Here is an 18,095-nt window from a genome sequence, read left to right as displayed (position 1 = left end):
TGAACGCATCCTGTCTTTGCCGGTGCCTTATGGACGCATTCCGTTCATTGCCCCGATTCACGGTTATGCATGTCCGTCCGAACCGTAAACGTAATGCAGGCCCCGCCCTCCGGCCGGTTGAAAGCCTGAATGCCTCCCCCATGCTTATCGCAAATGACGCGGGCTGTATATAGGCCAAGCCCGGTTTGTCCCTTGTCGCCTTTGTAAAATTTTCGGAACAGATTCGGAATGTCCGCTTCATTGAACCCGGGCCCCGTATCACAGATTTCGTACCGGATGTCCTTCTCGCGAATGGTGAGGGATACGATAAGGCTCCCCTTCTCCAGAACATATCGGAGGCTGTTCGTGATGACGTTATCCAGAACCTGCCCGACGCGCTGAACGTCCATATAGACGGGATACGGCTCCGGCCGCTCATCGGTCACCGTATATTCCAGCCGGATCTGCTTGCCCGCACACAGATAGCGGATCTCCCGTTCTTTGGCGCCCGCAAACTCCGCGACATCCGTTTCCTTCACATACAGCGGAAAATATTCCATATCCTTCTCGGAAGCCACCTGAATATCCTGAATCAGCCGGTTGACCCGTTGAATGTTGCCCTCCACCACGCGCAGGCGTTCTTCCAGCTTGTCACGCGGAATCACTCCCGCGGTATCCGTCAGCATTTCTACGTTGCCCTGAATAATCGTCATTGGTGTCCGGAGGTCGTGGGCGATGGCATCCATCATATCCCGGCGCTCCTGCTCAAGCTTCCATTCCCGGAGGAGGGAGTCTTTTAGAGCAGCCCGCATCTTTTCAAAAGAATCGGTGAGCAGCCCCAGCTCATTGGCCGCCTTGTAAGTGATCGTAAAATCAAGGTCCTGCCTGCGGATCCGCTCGGATGCATCGATGAGTTCGTGAACGGGACGGCTGATCCGCCTTCCGAACCGGGCTGCAAATATATAAGTAAAAAGCGCAATGTAAATAAAAGGCGCCGCAAGAAAACAAATATTCAGGGCGAACTTCAGAATATCCGCTGACCCTCGGCCGCCGTTGGAAGTCACTTCAAGCTTGTACTCCAGCGCGATGGCGCCGCGCAGCTCTCCTGAGGAAGACGTCACCGGGACGATCTTCGTAATGACGCCGCCGAACCCGATGCTGGGCTGCCGCGAAAAAGAGGTATTTAAGCGTTGGACCAAATCCCCTTTTTGCTTAAAAACCGGTCCGGTCAGCGTTCCGTATAACGCCTTGCCCCCGGCGTCCATCACTTGATACTTGATCCCTTCTCCGGGAATCTTCTCCTCCAGTTTCGGCCGGCTGGCCGGATCCAGCACCGCTTCTCCCAAGCTGCGAGAGTATGCGGCAATCGCCGGAATCTTCTGTTCGTAGTGATTGGCCGGATTGAACCAGCTGCTGCTCGTGAGCCACCAGAAGCCAAGAATATAGGTTACCGCCGTCAGCACCAGACTGAGCAGCATGATCAGGATGAACGTAGAGATCAGCTGCTTTTTAATGGAAAGCCGCTCTATAAAGCCGATTTTTCCCATTTATAGCCGACCCCCCAAACCGTCGAGATGTAGGGGGTATCCGGATCCGTACCGGTCAGCTTCGCACGGATTTTCTTCACATGCTCCGTTACCGTGCTGGCATCGCCCATCGCCTCAAGCCCCCACACTTTGTCATAGATCTGCTCCTTGGAAAAAACCTGGCCGGGATGCAGCGCCAGCAGCTCGATAATGTCGAATTCCTTCGCAGTCAGCGGAATCTCGGTCTGCTTGTAGGCGACGCTCCGCCCCTTCAGATCGATGTGGAGCAGCCCGTACCGCAAGGTGGACCTTTCCGCCTGCTGGCCGGCAGCCCGCCGGCTCCCCCGGAGATGGGCCGCGACGCGGGCCTTCAGCTCCCGAATGCTAAACGGCTTCGTAATATAGTCATCGCCGCCGATGGACAGCCCCTGGATCCGGTCTGCTTCGGCCTGCCTCGCGCTTACGAACAATATCGGGCAGCCTACTTCCTCGCGGATCATTTGGCACAGCTCAAAGCCGTTGACGTGCGGCATCATGACGTCCAGAATAATCAAATCCGGCCGGTCGTGGATCCGTTCCAGCGCCTCACGCCCGTCTCCGGCGGTAATCACTTCGTAACCCTCCATCGTCAGCGCCTGCTCCAGCAGGGCGGCAATTTCGGCTTCGTCATCCACGATCAGTATTTTGTCGCTCATTCCATGTACCTCTTTCTTCTCTCTCTATTTGGTCCAGCCTCTCCGCTGCCATAATCCCATTGTAACGGCAAAACCGAATCCAAGACACACCAGAAGCGGCAAATAAAAAGGATGATGATATAATCCCGCCGTCAATTTAAAGATCGTACTCATTCCCATCAGAAGAAACCCGAGTGAATCAGAGACGTACAAGGACCCGGCTGCGACGGCAATCCACCCCAAATAACTGAGCACAACGCCCGGCAGCAGCGTGCAGATCAGGCTGGTCAGACTCAGCTGCGCCAGCAGGATCAGATAAAAAAGGCCATAAGACTTCAAGCAGTAGATGAACGCCCCGGCCGGGCCGTATTGCTGTTCCGGATTCAAAAACACCACGGTATCCGCGCCGGGCAGAAAAGCATAGCCGAAGGCTTCGCCGACGGCAAACGTTACAGCCGTGAACAGCAGCAGCATTCCCGCCAGGTTCATCCATTTAGCCAGGAACAGCTTGGCGAAGGATACCGGGCGAATCAGCACCATCCGCAGCTGTCCTGATGTGTACTCCCCGTTCATGCTGTCGATGATCAGCATTGGTCCGATAATGAGCACGAGGAAGAACGACACCTCTTTCAACAAAAACAAAGCGAAATTTTCCGACACAAGCGGAACGGTCGATACGTTATCGAACGCCCCCAACTTCTGCAGGTTCAAAAACAAGCAGTCAAATCCCACGATGAAAACAAAGATCAGCAGACTGACGAACGTCTTTTTCCGTTTCCACATCCGTTCCCAGTCGCTTAACATCATAGCAAGCATCACTTATCCCCCTTACATCCACCGGTCCGATTTTGAAAATACAAGCAGCGATCCCACGCCGAAAACCGCGGCATATCCTAAGCCCACAAGCAGCGCGGTCAGGGCTGCGGCTTCCGAACTCACCGCCTGGGCCTGACCCAGCATAACCGCGATTCCGCTGTACTGGATTTCGGTCAACGACAAATACTTGAGCATCCCCGGCAGACCCAGGCCGCCAACCCGGTTGGCCAGCTCATAAATCAGTGGAAACCCGAGTGAGCACAGCAGAAATCCGAGCCCCAAACCGACGGCGCCCGTCGTCGTTCGCGAAATGACGGCCGCCGCCATGAAGACGCTCCCGATCGCCAGCACGCTCAGAAACGCAAGTCCATAATACAACAAGGTGTAGCCGATCATCCCTTCTAAGGGAACGGTATGGTCATGGTAAAACAGCTGAATGTGTTCATGAGGCTCGAAGAACAGCAGGCCGGCTGCCACCGACAACAGCAGGTATACGGTAAAATACAGTGCCATAACCGCCATATGGGCCAGCCATTTGGCGCGCAGCAGCTGCCCTGCCGTGAATGAACGGAGCATGACCATCCGGATCTGCCCGCTGCGGTATTCCTCCGTGACGGAAAGCGTGAGCAGGATCAGAGACATCACATTGAACACAACGATCAGCTGCTCGATCAGGGCCATCACCGGAAAATTTCCCGCCCAGGTATACTCCGCACTCGCGGGTGAAATTCCCTGATTGTGGCTGGCATAATATTTGGCGGTAGCCGCGACGACGGCAGGCATGGCGATCAGGAACAGCCAGGTGATTTTCCGCTTCCACATCCGTTCCCACTCGCTTAGAAATAAGGATTTGTTCATGAGGTCATCATCTCCACAAAGTGCTCTTCGATCCCCTTCGCCCCGGCCGCTTCCTGCCACTCGCGGCTTGTGCCCTCCCAGACCAGCTTGCCTTCCTTGATGATGACAAAGCGGCTGCAAATCCGCTGCAGCTCATCCAGCAGGTGGCTCGAAACCAGAAACGTAATTCCCCGCTCCTGGTTCAGCCGCTGGATCAGCTGGCGCAGCTCGCGGATGCCCATCGGGTCAAGGCCGTTCGCCGGTTCGTCCAGAATGATCAGCCGCGGATCCCCAAGCAAAGCCTGGGCGATGCCGAGCCGCTGCTTCATACCGAGCGAGTAGGTTTTTACTTTGTCCGAGCCCCGTTCGCTCAGCCCAACAATCGACAGAGCCTCCTCCACACGTGCTTTCCTCTCTGTCCCCGGCACATTCGGATGCAGCCTTGCCAGGTTCAGCAGGTTGTCCCTGCCTGACATATAAGGAAAAAAGATCGGCGATTCCACAATCGCCCCGACCCGGGACAGCGCCTTGACCCGCTCGCGCCCCACATCGGTTCCGTCAATACGGATGCTCCCGCCCCCCGGCTTGATCAGTCCTGTCATCATCCGGATCAGCGTCGTTTTCCCGGCTCCGTTCGGACCGACAAAACCGCATACATCCCCCGCCTGTATGGAAAAGGACACGTGGTCCACCAAGGTACGCGCCCCCGCTTTTTTCGATACGTTCAATACTTCCAGTACGTTATTCTCGTTCATTTCGTTCATATGATCTCCTCCTGCCAAGAAGTATAGGAGGCAATTCTAAAGAATTTATAACGTCGGCAAAAAAACCTTGAAAGCAATGGCGTTTCCTCACTGCAAGAGTCAGAAGCTGTACAGGTATACGAAAAAAAGGAGGGCGGCAGGATCATTCCTGCACACCGCTCCTTTTTGGATTTGTGATTCAGTGATTCGCTTATATCGCGGCATGTGCTTCTGAACCCGCTTGATATCTTCCTAGGGCTTCAGCACGACCTTGATGCAGCTCTCATCCTTGTTGTCGAAAATTTCGTAAGCCCGCGGCGCATCGCTAATATGCAGCCGATGCGTAATGATGTCGGTCGGGTCGATTTTCCCAGTTTGGATCTGCCGGAACAGCTCGGGCATGTAATGAATGACGGGGGCCTGTCCCATTTTCACCTGCACATTGCGCTCGAACAGATGACCGAATGGAAACATGTTGTATTTCAGGCCGTACACCCCGATCACCTGAATCGTTCCGAACTTGCGGACGACATTGGCGGCTGTATTAAAGGCACCAAGCGATCCTCCCTGCAGCATCAGGGCTGTCTCGACCTTCTCCATAGCAGTCCGTTTGGCATCCAGCCCCACGCAGTCGATGACAACGTCTGCTCCGCCCTTTGTCGCCTCCAGCAGCGTTTGGTCGATGTCATGAGTCTTCTCGAAGTTGTACGTCTCCACGTTGTTTGTTCTTTTGGCATGCTCCAGCCGATAATCCACATGGTCGACCGCGATGACGCGCTTAGCCCCTTTTTGCCAGGCGAATTTCTGCGCCAGCAGACCGACCGGGCCGCAGCCGAGAATAATGACCGTGTCGCCGGGCTTCACGCCGGCATTGTCCACGCCCCAATAGGCGGTCGGAAGAATATCGGAGAGGAACAGGATTTTCTCGTCCTCCACCTCCGCATCCTCCGGTACCCTGAACGGTACAAAATTGCCGAACGGCACCCGGAGCAGCTCCGCCTGCCCGCCCATGTAACCGCCGTACGTCTCCGAGTAGCCGAAATAACCGCCCGTATCCTTGGCGTCATTGGCGTTGTCGCATTGGCTTTCCATCTGGTTTTGGCAGAAAAAGCACTCTCCGCACGCTACATTGAACGGAATGATGACCCTGTCGCCTTTTTTGACGCGGGTAACGTCCGGTCCGGCCTCTTCGACGATCCCCATCGGCTCATGACCGATGACATAATCGTCGTACATCCCCGGAATCAGCCCGTGGTAAATGTGAAGATCCGAACCGCAGATCGCGGTGCTCGTCACCCGGACGAGAATGTCATCCCGCTTGACAAGCTTCGCGTCGCCGACCTCCTTCACTTCCACCTTCTTTTTGCCCTGATAGGTTACAGCTTTCATGCCATCATCGTCCCTCCTTGGATTTGACCGTAGTGTCTCCCCGAACCTGCGTTTTCACGCAAGGTTGCGGTTGAAATCCCTTATCCTTTACACGTAATCCGGCAAATTCAAAAGCGGGACGGGCATGGGATGCTCCATAGAGCCTCGGAAGGCGTAACTTGGCGATTTACGAAAAAAAGCCGTCCGAATGAACCCTTTTCCGGACGGCCAAGCTCTATACGGAACGTATGTTACTGGATTTCGATCCAAGGCAGCGGATTACGAAACTCTGCCCAGTTCATTTCCATCTCAACGCTGGTCAGCAGGCACTCATCAAAGCGGCGGGTAATGCCTTCCCGGTCCATACCGATCCCGATCAGCACAATCTCGTTCATCCGGTCACCCCAGGTTTCGTCCCATCGGCGCCGGAGATCAGGCTCCTGTGCCAGCCATTCGCGCTGCTCCGCCTCCGGAAGCGAAGCGACCCAATAGCCTGCCTGGCCGAATTGGATCGACGGTCCCGCCTGGCTGATGCTCGCCGCCATGTCGCCGCGGACAGCAAGCCAGACCAATCCCTTGGCGCGGACGATCTCCTCCGGCCAGTCCGACAGCAGCGCGGCAAGCCGCTCCGGATGAAACGGGACCCGCCGGCGGTATACGAAGGAGCCGATGCCGTATTCCTCCGTTTCGGGCGTATGAGTTTCGCGCTGCAGCTCCTGAATCCAGCCGGAAGACTGGCTCGCCGCATCAAAATCGAACAGGCCCGTGTTCATGATTTCACCCGGTGCGACTTCCCCGTTCACGGTCCGGATGATTTTGGCTGACGGCTGCAGCTTTCGGATCAATCCTTCCAGCTGGTTTAACGCCCCTTCTTCCACCAGGTCGCATTTGTTCAGGAGCAGCACGTCGCAGGTTTCGATCTGATCGATGAGCAGATCGGCCACATCGCGGTCATCCTCCTCCCCGGCGCCTTCCTTCCGGTCGAGCAGCGTCTCCCCTGAGGCGAAATCATGCCAGAAGCGGTACGCGTCGACCACGGTAACCATGCAGTCCAGCCGGGCGTATTTCGTCAGGTCGATCCCGGATGCCTCGTCCTGGTAATGAAACGTTTGCGCGACGGGGATCGGCTCGGATATGCCTGTCGATTCGATCAGAATGTAGTCAAATCTCCGCTCCTCCGCCAGCTTGCGGACTTCCTGCAGCAGGTCGTCCCGCAGCGTGCAGCAGATGCAGCCGTTGGACATTTCGACCAGCTTCTCATCTGTGCGGGACAAGGAAGTCTCCGATTGAACGAGCCGCGCGTCCACGTTAATTTCGCTCATATCGTTCACGATGACGGCGACCTTGACGCCTTCGCGGTTGTTCAGCACATGGTTTAAAACCGTCGTTTTGCCAGATCCGAGATAACCGCTCAAGACGGTGACCGGAATGACGGATGATGGGTTCATAAGAGCAAGTCCTCCTGTAATGGGATTATTCATTCAGCGCCTTCACCAGCGCCGTTAAGTTTGCCTGCATAATCTGGAGATAGTCGAGGTTATTGGCTTCGTCTTCGGCGGTCAGCCCCTCGATCGGATTCAGCACGGCCGACTTCGCCCCGACCTCTTTGGCGATCGTATCCGCTACACTGGAGGATACCAGCGTCTCGAAGAAAATCGTCTTCACCTGATGAGCCTTGGCGAACTTCACGACCTCCGCCATCGCCTGCGCCGACGGTTCCTGTTCGGGAGAGAGACCGGCAATCGGTACCTGCGTCAGTCCATACGTGTGGGCCAGGTATCCGAAAGCTGCATGCTGCGTAATAAAATCTTTGCGCTTCGTGCCCGACAGCTCTTTCGTGTACTGCTCGTCCAGCTGCTGCAGCTTGGCTATGTAGGCAGCGGCATTTTTTTCAAACTGTGCCTTGTGCTCCGGCGCCTTTGCGGACAGCGCTGCTTCGATCGTGCGGACTTCTCCGATGGCAAGCTTCGGCGACAGCCAAACATGGGGGTCGAAAGCGCCGTGATCGTGCTCGTGATCGTGTTCATGCTCATGGGCATGCTCCTCTTCGTGCACGGTTTCCGCTTCAGTCGCATGCGCGTCTCCACCAGCTGCGTCATGGTCATGGTCATGATCGTGGTCTTCTTCTTCCGTTCCCGGGATCAGCTCCAAGCCCTTGCTCGCTTCTACCGCCGTCATCCCCTTGCTGTCCGAGTCGGAGATCACCTGATCCACCCAGCTTTCCAAGCCGGCTCCGTTATAGACCAGCATGTCCGCCTGCTCGATCGCGGCCATATCCTTCGGCGTCGGTTCCCAGTCGTGGGGCTCGGTGCCTGCAGGAACGAGCAGATGCACGTCCGCCAAATCGCCGGCAACCTGGCGGGTAAATTCATACATCGGGTAGAAGCTTGTTTCGATTTTGAGTTTGTCCTTGCCGGCCACGGTCGCCGCAGCCGGCTCCGCGCTATCATTCTTCGCTGCCGATCCGCATCCGGCAAGGACCAGGATCATCGAACTTACGATAAGTGCAGATAGAAAGGGTGTTCTTTTATTCATGATACGTTTGTCTCCTCTTCTTGATATGATGTGCTCATTACCTGCCGGGATGCGGACGGAACGGCCCTGACCGCTTCTCCCATGTGGCGCTGTCTGCGGCGCTGGCCGACCTTCTGGACGGCAATGCCCGCAAGTAGGATCAGCAGCAGCGTCAGCGCAATTGTGCCGCCTGGCGGAGTATCCGTGTAATAGGAAGCCGTCAGGCCGCCGAACACGCCGGTCAGGCCGGCACAAACCGCCAGGATGCACGCCTGCAGAAAGCCGCCGGCAAAGCGCAGCGCAAATGCAGAAGGCAGCACGATCAGTGCCGAAACCAGCAGGACGCCGACGATGGGCATCGCCGCAGCCACGATCAGTCCCGACATGACCGCGAATGCGAACGTCAGCAGCTTGACCTGTACGCCGCCCACGGCAGCCGTCTCCTCATCGAATGTCAGCGTATAGAGGTGGCGCCGAAGGACGGCGAAGAAGATCAGTCCACCCGCCGTCACCGCGGCGATGATCATCAGCTGCAGTGAATTCACGGCCACGATGGAGCCGAACAGGTAGCTGCTGAAGCTTTTGCTCAGGTTGCTCTTCATGCTCATCAGCACCATGGCCAGCGCCAGCCCGGACGTCATAATGATCGCGACCGGAACCTCACTGTATGCGCGGTAGGACCTCCTGAGCTGTTCAATCGCAATCCCTCCGATCACCGCAAACAGGAATCCCGCCAGTACAGGGCTCATATGCAGAACGCTCCCAAGCGCCACGCCTGCCATTGATACATGCGACAGGGTGTCCGCCATCAGCGACTGCCGCCGCAGGACGAGAAACACGCCGAGGATCGGGGCGATTAATGCAATAAGACCCCCTGCCCAAAAGGCGCGCTGCATGAATTCGAAGTGAAGCATTGGCAGTCCTCCTCCTTTCCTTCCAGCCGGATGACCCGGTCTAAATAGGGACGGGCTTCATCCAGTCCATGCGTCACCATGAGCACGGTGCGTCTGGCATCCGCGGATACATAGTCCCTCATCCATTGGTAAAATTGCTCCCTGCTCCCTGCGTCCATTCCAGTTACCGGCTCGTCCAGGACGACCAGGTCGGGCTGCTGGGCCATGACGCGGGCGATACATGCCTTCTGCTTCTGACCGCCCGATAACCCGCCGATTTTTCTGCCGCGGTATTCCCACATTCCCGCCCGCCGGAGGCTCCATTCCACGAGCGCATGCTGCTCGGCGCCGAAGCGGCGGAACAATCCAAGCTTCGGATAGCAGCCGGAACGGACCAGCTCGATCACCTTGCTCGGAAATCCGCTGTTGAACGAGGCTGCCTGCTGCGGCAAATACCCGATGGCCTTCCGGTTAAAATCCGGTGCGTAGCTGACCTCGCCGCTCCACGGCTTCACCAAGCCCAGCAGCAGTCTCAGCAGCGTCGACTTGGCTGCACCATTCGGCCCGCTGACCGCGATAAACTCGCCGGATTCAATCCGAAGCGAGACGTTATGTATGACGGGGACCCCATCATAACCGTATACAACGTTGTTCATTGCTGCGATATTCATCCCGTTTTCTCCCTCCTCATCCTCAAGGAATGAATCATTCCCTCTCGGACTTATTCGTAAGTATTACGATTAATTTCAGACAAAAATTTTTTCCCTTTCTGCAGCTTATGGAGTTTCAAGGCGACTGCCGTTCCTGTGGCTTGCTTATAATCTTGCTTATCATCCATTCAGTCCGATCTTTTCGGGGAACATGATGGCAAATATTCAAATCGGTACAGTATACTTGCTATTAATCGTAATTATTACGCTTTAACGATTAAACCATAAAACATCCAAGCTGGCAAGTAAATCGTAATAATTACTATTAAATTTTCTGTATAACGTGTTTCATCGCAAAAAAAAAGCCGCTCCAACCATAGGTCGGAGCCGCTTCGTTGTTGATCAAATCATGGGGACGGATGGGCCGGCTCGGCAGGAATATCGCTTTTCGGCCGGGTTTTGAACTTTCCGGCGTTCAGAAATACGATCAGGCCGGCAATCGCCAGCAGGCCCCCCGCAAGCTGAAACAGCGTGATCGCTTCACCAAGGATCAGGAACGCAAGCAGGCTCGCCCCAACCGGTTCTCCCAGGATGCTCATCGAAATCGTCGATGCGGGCACATACTGCAGCAGCCAGTTAAACAGCAGATGGCCAAATACTGTCGGGACGACGGCCAGCAGCAGGAAAATTCCCCAGTCCCGTCCCGGATATGCCGTAAAAGACACCCCAGCTGCCGCGTTATATACGGCAAACACGACCGCTGCCGAAAGAAACACGACAAAGCTGTACACAAAGGATGGCACGCGGGCGACCATTTTTTGCCCGATCAGCATATGCACAGACACCGCGAGCGTGCCGAGGACGGACAGCAGATCGCCAAGCAGATTGTCACGGGAAACGCCGATATCGCCGAGTCCGATCAGAACGGCTCCGGCAATGGCGACCACCATGCCTGAAATGGCTGCAGCTGAAGTTTTTTCCTTATAGAAGAAGAACGCCCCGATGACGATAAAAACCGGCTCCAGCGCTAATATAATCGTTGAGCTGGAGACGCTCGTCAGCTTGAGTGACCCCATCCAGAGCAGGAAGTGAAGCGCGAGGAAAAAGCCGGACGTCCCGAGGAGCAGCCAATTTTTTATTGAAAGCGCGCGTAATTCCTTCCAATGGGGCTTTAGGAAGGGGAGCATCAAAATCGCGGTGAACAACAGACGGTACATGCCCTGCACCGACGCAGGCGCGGATGACCATTTTACGAAAATGGAAGAGAACGATATCGCCGTAATGCCGATCAGTAATGGAATGAATGTAGGTAGGGGTGCGGATGCTTTTCTCATGGATGTTCCTTTCAACTGACATAGGGTGCGTTACAACATGTTATTGTAGCACGCCTCATCCGCCCCGTCATGCCGAAAGTTTAGTACGGACGTCTGGATACGATCCACCATCCGCATAGCATGGCCGCCGATATACAAAATAACAAAATATGGGCATTGTAGTAGAGTGAATTATTATACGGATTTAGAGTGCCAAGGAAAAGCGGCGAGCCAAGCCTCTCCGTCATCTGACGGTAGGTATCCACCCACTGCATGATTTTGCGGTACTGGAAATAAACGGAGAGGAGCAGGGCTAGCAGGGAAAAAAGCGGTAACCAGATCCGGTAAGCCTTCTTTACGATGTGGTCGCTGAGGTCGTCAAAATATTTGACGGCCATAATAAAGGTCGCGATCATCAGCATCAGCGCGGCCGTCCAGGCCGGAAACAAAAACAGCAGTCCGGGATTGCCGTTGCCGGATATCGTCCTTCCATTGTACCGAAAGGTCGTCAGGTCGACGAGATACACGAGGAGTACGCACAGCAGCACAAGCACGGCATACCATTTCACCGATTTTACGGACAAGAGTGCGGTTCACTTCCTTTCTTCAAACGTTGTATTTTGATAAAAAAAGCCGTATTCCAGGAGTATGGCCTCCGTTGTACGGCTGATCATTCTAAGCTGCGATTAATGTTCGTACCGTTTCGCGTAGGTCCCGTGATCCGGAATGGCCAGGCTGTCGAATTGTTCCGCCAGCCTCTTCAATCCCGCCGCCAGCTCCTCGCCGGTTACGGGCTCTCCGTGCCCGGTGACGGCTGCATCCGGGTGCAGAGCCTCCAGCCGTTTGACCGACTGCCAGGCCGCAAACCAATCCGGCGTAAAATACCGCGGCGGTCCGCTAATTTCCACCTTCTGGGTCAGCACTTTGTAGAGCTCATCCTGGCGGACGGTCGTAAAGGCATCCCCAGCAATCAAAGTCCGGTCCCTTTCCCGGAACAGGGATACATGCCCGGGCGAATGTCCCGGCGTAGGGATCCACCGGTAATCCGGCATGCCCGGTACGCTTCCGTTATCCGGCAGCGGCTTGACCCATGGTCCCACGTTGACCGGTTCGTTCGGAAACGCAAAGGACAGCTTCGCGAGCATTCCGCCCTCCACGGTCGGGTCGGGCTTCGGATAGCTCTCCTGTCCCGTCAGGTATGGCATCTCCAGCTTATGGGCATACACCGGGACTTCCCAGTGCTTCACCAAATCGATCAGTGCGCCCACGTGGTCAAAATGGGCATGGGTCAATATAATCGCTTCCGGACGGCGGCCGGACCCGAAGCGCTCTTCCACCGTCCGGATGATGTCGTCCGCCGAACCCGGCATTCCTGCATCGATCAATACGAACGATCCAGCCTGCGGGTTACCTGCCAGCACAATATTGACGATTTGCACCGTGTAGCTGTATACGTCCGGGCGTACCTCCACGCCCTCCCCGCTGGCCGCCGAGGTGGCGGGAATATAATGATAGTCTGATCCGTAAGACAGCTCTTGATCGGTACCTTTCTCCATAGTCAACCTCTTTTCCTTCATGTGGTATGTAAAACGGTTGTTTTCCTATGGATATTTTCTCAAATCACCCGCCGGATTATGTCTGAAAATCATCGTCCAGGCCACACCGGTTCCCGTCACAGCCATAATCAGCAGTCCGACCGTCAGGAACAGCCGGGGAATTCCGTACGCCGCGGCGCAAAAAGTGCCGTAGAGGATACCAAGCGGCCCGGCAGATTTGACGAGCAGCAGCCGCATCGATAAGACCTGCCCAAGGACCTGCTCGGGGACCAGCCTGTAGAAAACATTACTGCTGAAAACATTCCAGAACGGCATCGCGATTCCCGCGGCCAGCTCGATCACCAAGGCAGCAGGCAGGCTGCGAACGAGCGACAGCCCAACGTAAGTCGCCCCGCCGATCAAGAGAGCGGCGAGCATGGTGCCAAGCATCGGGGAGGTTCCCCTTATTCTGCCGGCTGCCCAGCTGCCCAGCACATACCCGCAGGGAAATGCGGCCGTAAACCAGCCATATTCCGCCGCGCCCCCGCCAAGCACCTCCGAGACGTACGGGATATACATCGCCTGCGTAGCCGCTACGCCAAAGCTGGTAACGGAGACGAACAAAGCGAGCGCCACCAGCAGACGGTTGCCCGAAAATACCCTCCATCCGGCCCGGATCTGACCGAACCAAACCGCTCCCGCGCCTGATCGGCCTTGTCCAGCAGAAGCAGCGTAGGCAGGTGGCCCCTCCCGAATGCAGCAGATGCACAGGAAAGAGCCGGCAAACAGCAAGGACAGGATCAGAAGGAGGGTTCCCGGTTGAAGGACCTGCACGCCAAGACCCGCCAGCGGGAAGGCTAAGGTCCGCATCAGCTGCACGCTTCCCGACATCCATGCATTTTTGCGGGTCAGTTCTTCCGGCCTTACCAGCTTCGGAAGCAGGGCACCGGAAGCAAGGTCGTACATGACAAACGAACTGATCCAAGATGCCGTATACAATATATATGACTGTCTTTCCCCGGCTATCCACATCAGACCCGCGGCAAGATACACCGCAGCCCGGACGGCTTCCGACAGCTTCATGACCGCCGTTCTTTTCCACCGGTCGATCAGTGGACCGGCAACCAGTTGAACGCTCCATTGGGAAGCGAAGCTGATCAGCCACAGCCCTCCCATCGCCGCTGTGGAGCCTGTCACCTCATACAGCAGCCAGGAGAGGGTAAACGTAACGCAGGTGCCGGCGAACACGGACAGCAGCTGGTCCGCATACAGCCATGCGAAATTTTGCGGCCACCGCTTCGGCTGTGCGAAATCACCCTCCGCTTGTTCCGGGCTCTGCCTATTGATCATGGCTGCCGGTCAAAAATTCGTTCAGCTCCCGTTCATGATGGTGCAGCGACTGCGGGTTCCATGCATAGCTGCCGCCCTTCACCCGGATAAGACCGGCTGCGCGCAGAACGGCCAGATGATGATGCACCGTCGTTTTCCCCAGCCCCAAGGCGTCGGTCAGCTCCTTCAGCGTCCGGTCCTTCCCGGCGATCAGCTTCAAGGCGCGGAGCCTTTTGTCATCTCCCAGCGCCTTGTAGATCTGCACCAGCCTGGCTGGAGGTTCGTAAGGATCCCGGAGCCCCGGCAGGCTGGTCTCGCTGACAGGATAATAGAATACCTTCGTTTGCGGCAGCGAAGCCTCGACCGTAAACGGCCTATAAATGATATGAGGAATAAGCAGCACCTGCTGAACCCCCGGCTCGGGGGCATACTCCACACCGGTTGCCCTCAGAACAGCCTCCTCAGGTGAGAGCGTCCGAAGCCAGGCCTCCTTCTCCTCCGCATCCCGCTTCAGCACGGCCGCCGTTATCTCCCGCTCGCGTTCCATAAACTCCGCGTCCCACAGCTGCAGCAGAGCAATCAGATGGTCCCTAAGCGTATCGGCATCCATCGTCATCACATCATGAATCAATTGTGGAAAAAAACGGTGTCCGCGGCAGGCATCCATCATCTCTTCCGCACCTGCAGCGTCTCCTTCCGCCGCCCGTCTGCGGGCTGGCTCCAAAGCTGTCTCCAGGTACGGGAGCACAAGATAGCGGAACTCCTCCCTGCTTAGAGCGTGGGCCTTCAGAGCAAAGCTTTCAATCGTCTCGCAGCTCAAGGAATGAATCAGCTGGAGCAGCATTTTCCAGGTGTTATGCTCCTGGCAAAACTGAAGCTCGGCTTCGAGCCGGCTGCTGGCTCTTTGGCGCAGCTGGGCATAATATTCGCCGGGCTTGTCCAGCGACCCGTGAAGCTTCGGATAGGTCAGCACGGCTGCACCCAGCGCGCACTCAAACCAGATGGAGGTCTGCACTTTGGCCTCATAGCTCGTTCTTTTAAAGGAAAGATCCAGCAAGTTCATCCCTATTCTCCTTCCAAAATTCCATGGTATCGATACCGGTGGATTCCAAAATCTGGACTAATATGTTTTATTCTAATCGATCAGCTTCATTGATTCAATAATTATAGAACACTAAATTCTAATTTTATTGAACATAAATATAAAAATAGAGCCTGATCTATCCCAGATCAGACTCCACTTATTTTACTGCTTATGATTAGTAGGAAGCATACCTTTCCGCATTGGACATCGCCGTCCATACGTCAGGCGTCTCCGCCCCCATATACCAGAAAGCGTAACCGGCTACTCCCCGGTCAGCTGCCATGACATATTTTTTCGTGATGGACCGGCTGTCCTCAATCCATATTTTATGGGTATATCCCTGTTTTTGATATTTGAAAACGTATTGCCCTAGACTGTCGTCCCAGCTGCGGTTATAGGCCACGGAACGCGTGCGGACGCCCTGCTGTGCCAGGTTCAATTCTTCCGAAGTGGCTCCTCCTTCTTTCAGCGTCCAGTCCCGGGTATAGAATGGCAGGGCCAGGATCGTCTTGGACGATGGCACGGAGCGAAGAAGCTTGTCCAGCGCGCTTTCCACCCAAGCGTAAGAAGATACGGACCCGGCGATCGGGTCGCCGCCCCAATGCTCATCGTAACCCATCAGAATGATATAATCCGCCGCCTGTCCCAGCGCCTTGTAATCAAAGGCTTCCGTCCAGTCGGTTCCGAGGTCCGGCGACACGTCGATCGATACGACGCCGCCCACGGTACGCAGGCTTTGGTCCAGCTCCGTCACGAACGCCGTCAGCGCTTCGCGGTCCTGAGGGCTGACATTTTCAAAATCGACGTTGACGCCGCTCAGCCCGTACGATTTAACATAAGCGGTCAGCTGCTTGATCACGCTGCTTTTTTTCGCAGGATCGGTCAAAATATCGTCCGTCAGCTCGGGATCCGAGTGATTGCCGAGGAGCGCCCACACTTTTTTATGATTCTGCTTCGCCCAGTTCAGCAGGCTGGCGTCCACGTGGTTGGACAAGGAGCCGGTCCCCTCCTCCAGAAAAAACCATCGGGGTACGATCGTGTTGACGTTGGATGCCTTCACCTTGGCGATAAACTGGGATATGGTCAATCCGTTCTGCCATCCGACCTGCAGAGAGGACGCCGGCGTGGAATGGATCGCCTGATCCCATGACGAAATTTGCAGCACGCGGTCAAGCACGGCCGCGGTTTCTTCGCGGGTCATGTTGGCTTTGGGGCGGAATTTTCCGTCCGCTCCTTCCATCAGGCCTAATGCAGCCGCGGCTTTGATATAAGGGCGCGCCCATGAGGAAATGCTCGCGGCATCCTGATACGGCAGCTGCCCAGCGCTGACCGCTGCGGGTTCTTTTTTCAGCGCGCGAACGATCAGGACTGCGGCTTCCTCACGGGTAATATTCGCCTTCGGCTCAAAGGTGCTGGCGCTTTTCCCCTGAACGATGCCAAGGTTCAGTCCGGCCTGCACCCAGCCGTAATACCAGGATGTGCGCGGAACATCACTAAAAGCCGGGATGTCCCCGTCCACTTCCTTCAATTTAAGCAATCGGTCCGTCATGGCGGTAAACTCGGCACGCGTCACCGTTTTGCGCGGTTCAAACGCTCCCCCTCCCGTTCCTTCAACAACGCCCTCGTGAACGAGGTCGACGATTTCATCCCGGGCGAAGCTCCCCGAAATGTCATGAAAAGGCAGACTCGAGCTGCCGGATGCGGCATATACCGGTCCAGTGCTTGCGGCCAGCATGAATGCTGCAAATAAGGTTACTAACTTTTGCGGTTTAATCAAGGGAGGGTGCCTCACTTTTCATAGAATAGATTTTCTTTCATAGAATGCTTACTCTTATCCTATCAAAAAGATGCGGACGATTTGATCGCTAAATATTGGTAGATATGGTATAAAAAATATCAAAACAAGCGGGATGAAAACGGGAAAAAAACGACAGCATTTGCCATGGACAGGCCTGGAAATTAGACTTATATTACTGTAAGCAGGCATCCAGATTGCCGATATGTAGCGGCCGGAAATATAGTTGGAATGACATCGACCGATATTATTTTTAAGGAGGGGTTGTAATGCTGCTGGATCAGCATGAGGCCATTTATTTAAGAGAGCTGGTGGAAGAGGATGCAGAGGCGCTTTTTACGCTGCGCCGAAATAACCGCGACTTTCTTCAGCCCTTCGAACCGATTCGTCCCGAGTCGTTCTGGACGCTGGAAGGACAGGTCAAGGACGTGTGGAACGGCATCACGGGCGCTGAGCTGGACCAGGCTTGTGTACTAGGCATCTTTTTAAAGGAATCGGACCGGCTGATCGGCCGGGTTGCCTTGACGGCATTTGCGCGGGGGGTATTTCAAAACGCCAACATCGGCTACTTTATGGCCCAGGATCAGAACGGAAAAGGTTATATGACCGCGGCCGTCCGCATGAGCGTGGACCATGCGTTTCGAAGCCTCGGGCTGCACCGGGTGCAGGCCGGCGTCATGCCGCGGAACCTGCGGTCGCTGCGCGTGCTGGAAAAAGCAGGCTTCCGCCGGGAAGGCCTTGCGGAGCGGTATTTGCAAATCAACGGCGTGTGGGAGGATCATGTTCTGCTTGCCGTGACGGCGGAAGAATGGCCGGGCCTCGAACGGGTGTCGGAATAGCGAGAGCTATCTTAAAAGGAAGGCTTGTGATTTGCCGGTCGAACTTGAGTCCTTGGGAAGGTTCTGAATAAGGTTATCCATAGAGTTTCGCAAGGTATTTGTGAGGCAGTCATGAGGCAGTCATGAGGCATTCGGGAGGGATTCGTGAAGCTCTCGGGGGCTTTCGTGAGACTTTTTCGCGCCTCTTTTGTGTGGCTGTT

17 protein-coding genes are annotated in these 18,095 nt (G+C 55.7%); 1 reads left to right on the top strand and 16 read right to left on the bottom strand.

Annotation, left to right across the window (positions count from 1 at the left end; all coding sequences use genetic code 11):
• Positions 1–44: 44 nt before the first annotated feature.
• From IAE55_RS17245 to IAE55_RS17170, 16 genes are all read right to left on the bottom strand, one after another.
• Entirely contained in the window at positions 45–1,526 is a 1,482-nt protein-coding gene (locus tag IAE55_RS17245; RefSeq protein WP_145156874.1) for a sensor histidine kinase, read from the bottom strand.
• The gene (locus IAE55_RS17240) at positions 1,505–2,200 is read right to left on the bottom strand and encodes a response regulator transcription factor (protein ID WP_145156873.1); all 696 of its coding nucleotides are present in this window, start codon (positions 2,198–2,200) and stop codon (positions 1,505–1,507) included. Before IAE55_RS17240 ends, IAE55_RS17245 begins: the two co-directional genes overlap by 22 nt.
• 24 nt (positions 2,201–2,224) lie before the next feature.
• Positions 2,225–2,995: a hypothetical protein gene (locus IAE55_RS17235; RefSeq protein ID WP_145021527.1), complete on the bottom strand. Its 771-nt coding sequence runs from the start codon at positions 2,993–2,995 to the stop codon at positions 2,225–2,227.
• A 12-nt stretch (positions 2,996–3,007) separates the two neighbouring features.
• Positions 3,008–3,853 carry an ABC transporter permease gene (locus tag IAE55_RS17230; protein ID WP_200633330.1) on the bottom strand — a complete coding sequence of 282 codons (846 nt, stop codon included), beginning with the start codon at positions 3,851–3,853 and terminating at the stop codon, positions 3,008–3,010.
• Positions 3,850–4,587: an ABC transporter ATP-binding protein gene (locus tag IAE55_RS17225; protein ID WP_200633392.1), complete on the bottom strand. Its 738-nt coding sequence runs from the start codon at positions 4,585–4,587 to the stop codon at positions 3,850–3,852. Before IAE55_RS17225 ends, IAE55_RS17230 begins: the two co-directional genes overlap by 4 nt.
• 240 nt (positions 4,588–4,827) lie before the next feature.
• Positions 4,828–5,964 carry a zinc-dependent alcohol dehydrogenase gene (locus tag IAE55_RS17220; protein ID WP_200633329.1) on the bottom strand — a complete coding sequence of 379 codons (1,137 nt, stop codon included), beginning with the start codon at positions 5,962–5,964 and terminating at the stop codon, positions 4,828–4,830.
• A gap of 230 nt (positions 5,965–6,194) precedes the next feature.
• Positions 6,195–7,391, bottom strand: coding sequence for a GTP-binding protein (locus IAE55_RS17215; RefSeq protein ID WP_145156870.1), 1,197 nt, complete (start codon positions 7,389–7,391; stop codon positions 6,195–6,197).
• Between the two features lie 25 nt (positions 7,392–7,416).
• Positions 7,417–8,478 (bottom strand): metal ABC transporter substrate-binding protein, encoded by a 1,062-nt coding sequence (locus IAE55_RS17210; protein ID WP_145156869.1) that lies wholly within the window; start codon positions 8,476–8,478, stop codon positions 7,417–7,419.
• Positions 8,475–9,377, bottom strand: coding sequence for a metal ABC transporter permease (locus IAE55_RS17205; protein WP_145156868.1), 903 nt, complete (start codon positions 9,375–9,377; stop codon positions 8,475–8,477). Before IAE55_RS17205 ends, IAE55_RS17210 begins: the two co-directional genes overlap by 4 nt.
• On the bottom strand, positions 9,314–10,021 hold the full coding sequence (locus IAE55_RS17200; RefSeq protein ID WP_145156867.1) for a metal ABC transporter ATP-binding protein: 708 nt from the start codon (positions 10,019–10,021) through the stop codon (positions 9,314–9,316). The genes IAE55_RS17205 and IAE55_RS17200 overlap by 64 nt, the downstream gene beginning before the upstream one ends.
• 386 nt (positions 10,022–10,407) lie before the next feature.
• Positions 10,408–11,334 (bottom strand): DMT family transporter, encoded by a 927-nt coding sequence (locus IAE55_RS17195; protein ID WP_145156866.1) that lies wholly within the window; start codon positions 11,332–11,334, stop codon positions 10,408–10,410.
• Between the two features lie 80 nt (positions 11,335–11,414).
• On the bottom strand, positions 11,415–11,897 hold the full coding sequence (locus tag IAE55_RS17190; RefSeq protein WP_186381839.1) for a hypothetical protein: 483 nt from the start codon (positions 11,895–11,897) through the stop codon (positions 11,415–11,417).
• 102 nt (positions 11,898–11,999) lie between these two features.
• Complete coding sequence (locus tag IAE55_RS17185) at positions 12,000–12,869, bottom strand: MBL fold metallo-hydrolase (RefSeq protein WP_234489618.1); 870 nt, start codon at positions 12,867–12,869, stop codon at positions 12,000–12,002.
• Positions 12,870–12,914: 45 nt separating this feature from the next.
• Positions 12,915–14,198: an MFS transporter gene (locus IAE55_RS17180; RefSeq protein ID WP_200633328.1), complete on the bottom strand. Its 1,284-nt coding sequence runs from the start codon at positions 14,196–14,198 to the stop codon at positions 12,915–12,917.
• Positions 14,188–15,240, bottom strand: a complete 1,053-nt coding sequence (locus IAE55_RS17175) for an ArsR/SmtB family transcription factor (RefSeq protein WP_145156862.1) — start codon at positions 15,238–15,240, stop codon at positions 14,188–14,190. Before IAE55_RS17175 ends, IAE55_RS17180 begins: the two co-directional genes overlap by 11 nt.
• A gap of 196 nt (positions 15,241–15,436) precedes the next feature.
• Complete coding sequence (locus tag IAE55_RS17170) at positions 15,437–17,038, bottom strand: S-layer homology domain-containing protein (protein ID WP_234489617.1); 1,602 nt, start codon at positions 17,036–17,038, stop codon at positions 15,437–15,439.
• 287 nt (positions 17,039–17,325) lie between these two features.
• Here IAE55_RS17170 and IAE55_RS17165 point away from each other — a divergent pair, with 287 nt between their 5' ends.
• On the top strand, positions 17,326–17,895 hold the full coding sequence (locus tag IAE55_RS17165; protein WP_145156861.1) for a GNAT family N-acetyltransferase: 570 nt from the start codon (positions 17,326–17,328) through the stop codon (positions 17,893–17,895).
• Positions 17,896–18,095: the final 200 nt, after the last annotated feature.

The organism is Paenibacillus sp. S28, assembly GCF_016624415.1.
Lineage (GTDB): Bacteria > Bacillota > Bacilli > Paenibacillales > Paenibacillaceae > Paenibacillus_AQ > Paenibacillus_AQ favisporus.
The sequence above is the reverse complement of the archived record's forward strand: the minus strand, read 5'-3'. Positions and strand labels throughout refer to the sequence as shown.

What these genes read in the sequence shown, in the direction of transcription:
- IAE55_RS17210 (WP_145156869.1), bottom strand. Translation starts at nt 8,478, where the DNA reads ATGAATAAAAGAACACCCTTTCTATCTGCACTTATCGTAAGTTCGATG.
- IAE55_RS17195 (WP_145156866.1), bottom strand. Translation starts at nt 11,334, where the DNA reads ATGAGAAAAGCATCCGCACCCCTACCTACATTCATTCCATTACTGATC.
- IAE55_RS17245 (WP_145156874.1), bottom strand. Translation starts at nt 1,526, where the DNA reads ATGGGAAAAATCGGCTTTATAGAGCGGCTTTCCATTAAAAAGCAGCTG.
- IAE55_RS17230 (WP_200633330.1), bottom strand. Translation starts at nt 3,853, where the DNA reads ATGAACAAATCCTTATTTCTAAGCGAGTGGGAACGGATGTGGAAGCGG.
- IAE55_RS17180 (WP_200633328.1), bottom strand. Translation starts at nt 14,198, where the DNA reads ATGATCAATAGGCAGAGCCCGGAACAAGCGGAGGGTGATTTCGCACAG.
- IAE55_RS17240 (WP_145156873.1), bottom strand. Translation starts at nt 2,200, where the DNA reads ATGAGCGACAAAATACTGATCGTGGATGACGAAGCCGAAATTGCCGCC.
- IAE55_RS17225 (WP_200633392.1), bottom strand. Translation starts at nt 4,587, where the DNA reads ATGAACGAGAATAACGTACTGGAAGTATTGAACGTATCGAAAAAAGCG.
- IAE55_RS17220 (WP_200633329.1), bottom strand. Translation starts at nt 5,964, where the DNA reads ATGAAAGCTGTAACCTATCAGGGCAAAAAGAAGGTGGAAGTGAAGGAG.
- IAE55_RS17215 (WP_145156870.1), bottom strand. Translation starts at nt 7,391, where the DNA reads ATGAACCCATCATCCGTCATTCCGGTCACCGTCTTGAGCGGTTATCTC.
- IAE55_RS17175 (WP_145156862.1), bottom strand. Translation starts at nt 15,240, where the DNA reads ATGAACTTGCTGGATCTTTCCTTTAAAAGAACGAGCTATGAGGCCAAA.
- IAE55_RS17185 (WP_234489618.1), bottom strand. Translation starts at nt 12,869, where the DNA reads ATGGAGAAAGGTACCGATCAAGAGCTGTCTTACGGATCAGACTATCAT.
- IAE55_RS17235 (WP_145021527.1), bottom strand. Translation starts at nt 2,995, where the DNA reads ATGCTTGCTATGATGTTAAGCGACTGGGAACGGATGTGGAAACGGAAA.
- IAE55_RS17165 (WP_145156861.1), top strand. Translation starts at nt 17,326, where the DNA reads ATGCTGCTGGATCAGCATGAGGCCATTTATTTAAGAGAGCTGGTGGAA.
- IAE55_RS17200 (WP_145156867.1), bottom strand. Translation starts at nt 10,021, where the DNA reads ATGAATATCGCAGCAATGAACAACGTTGTATACGGTTATGATGGGGTC.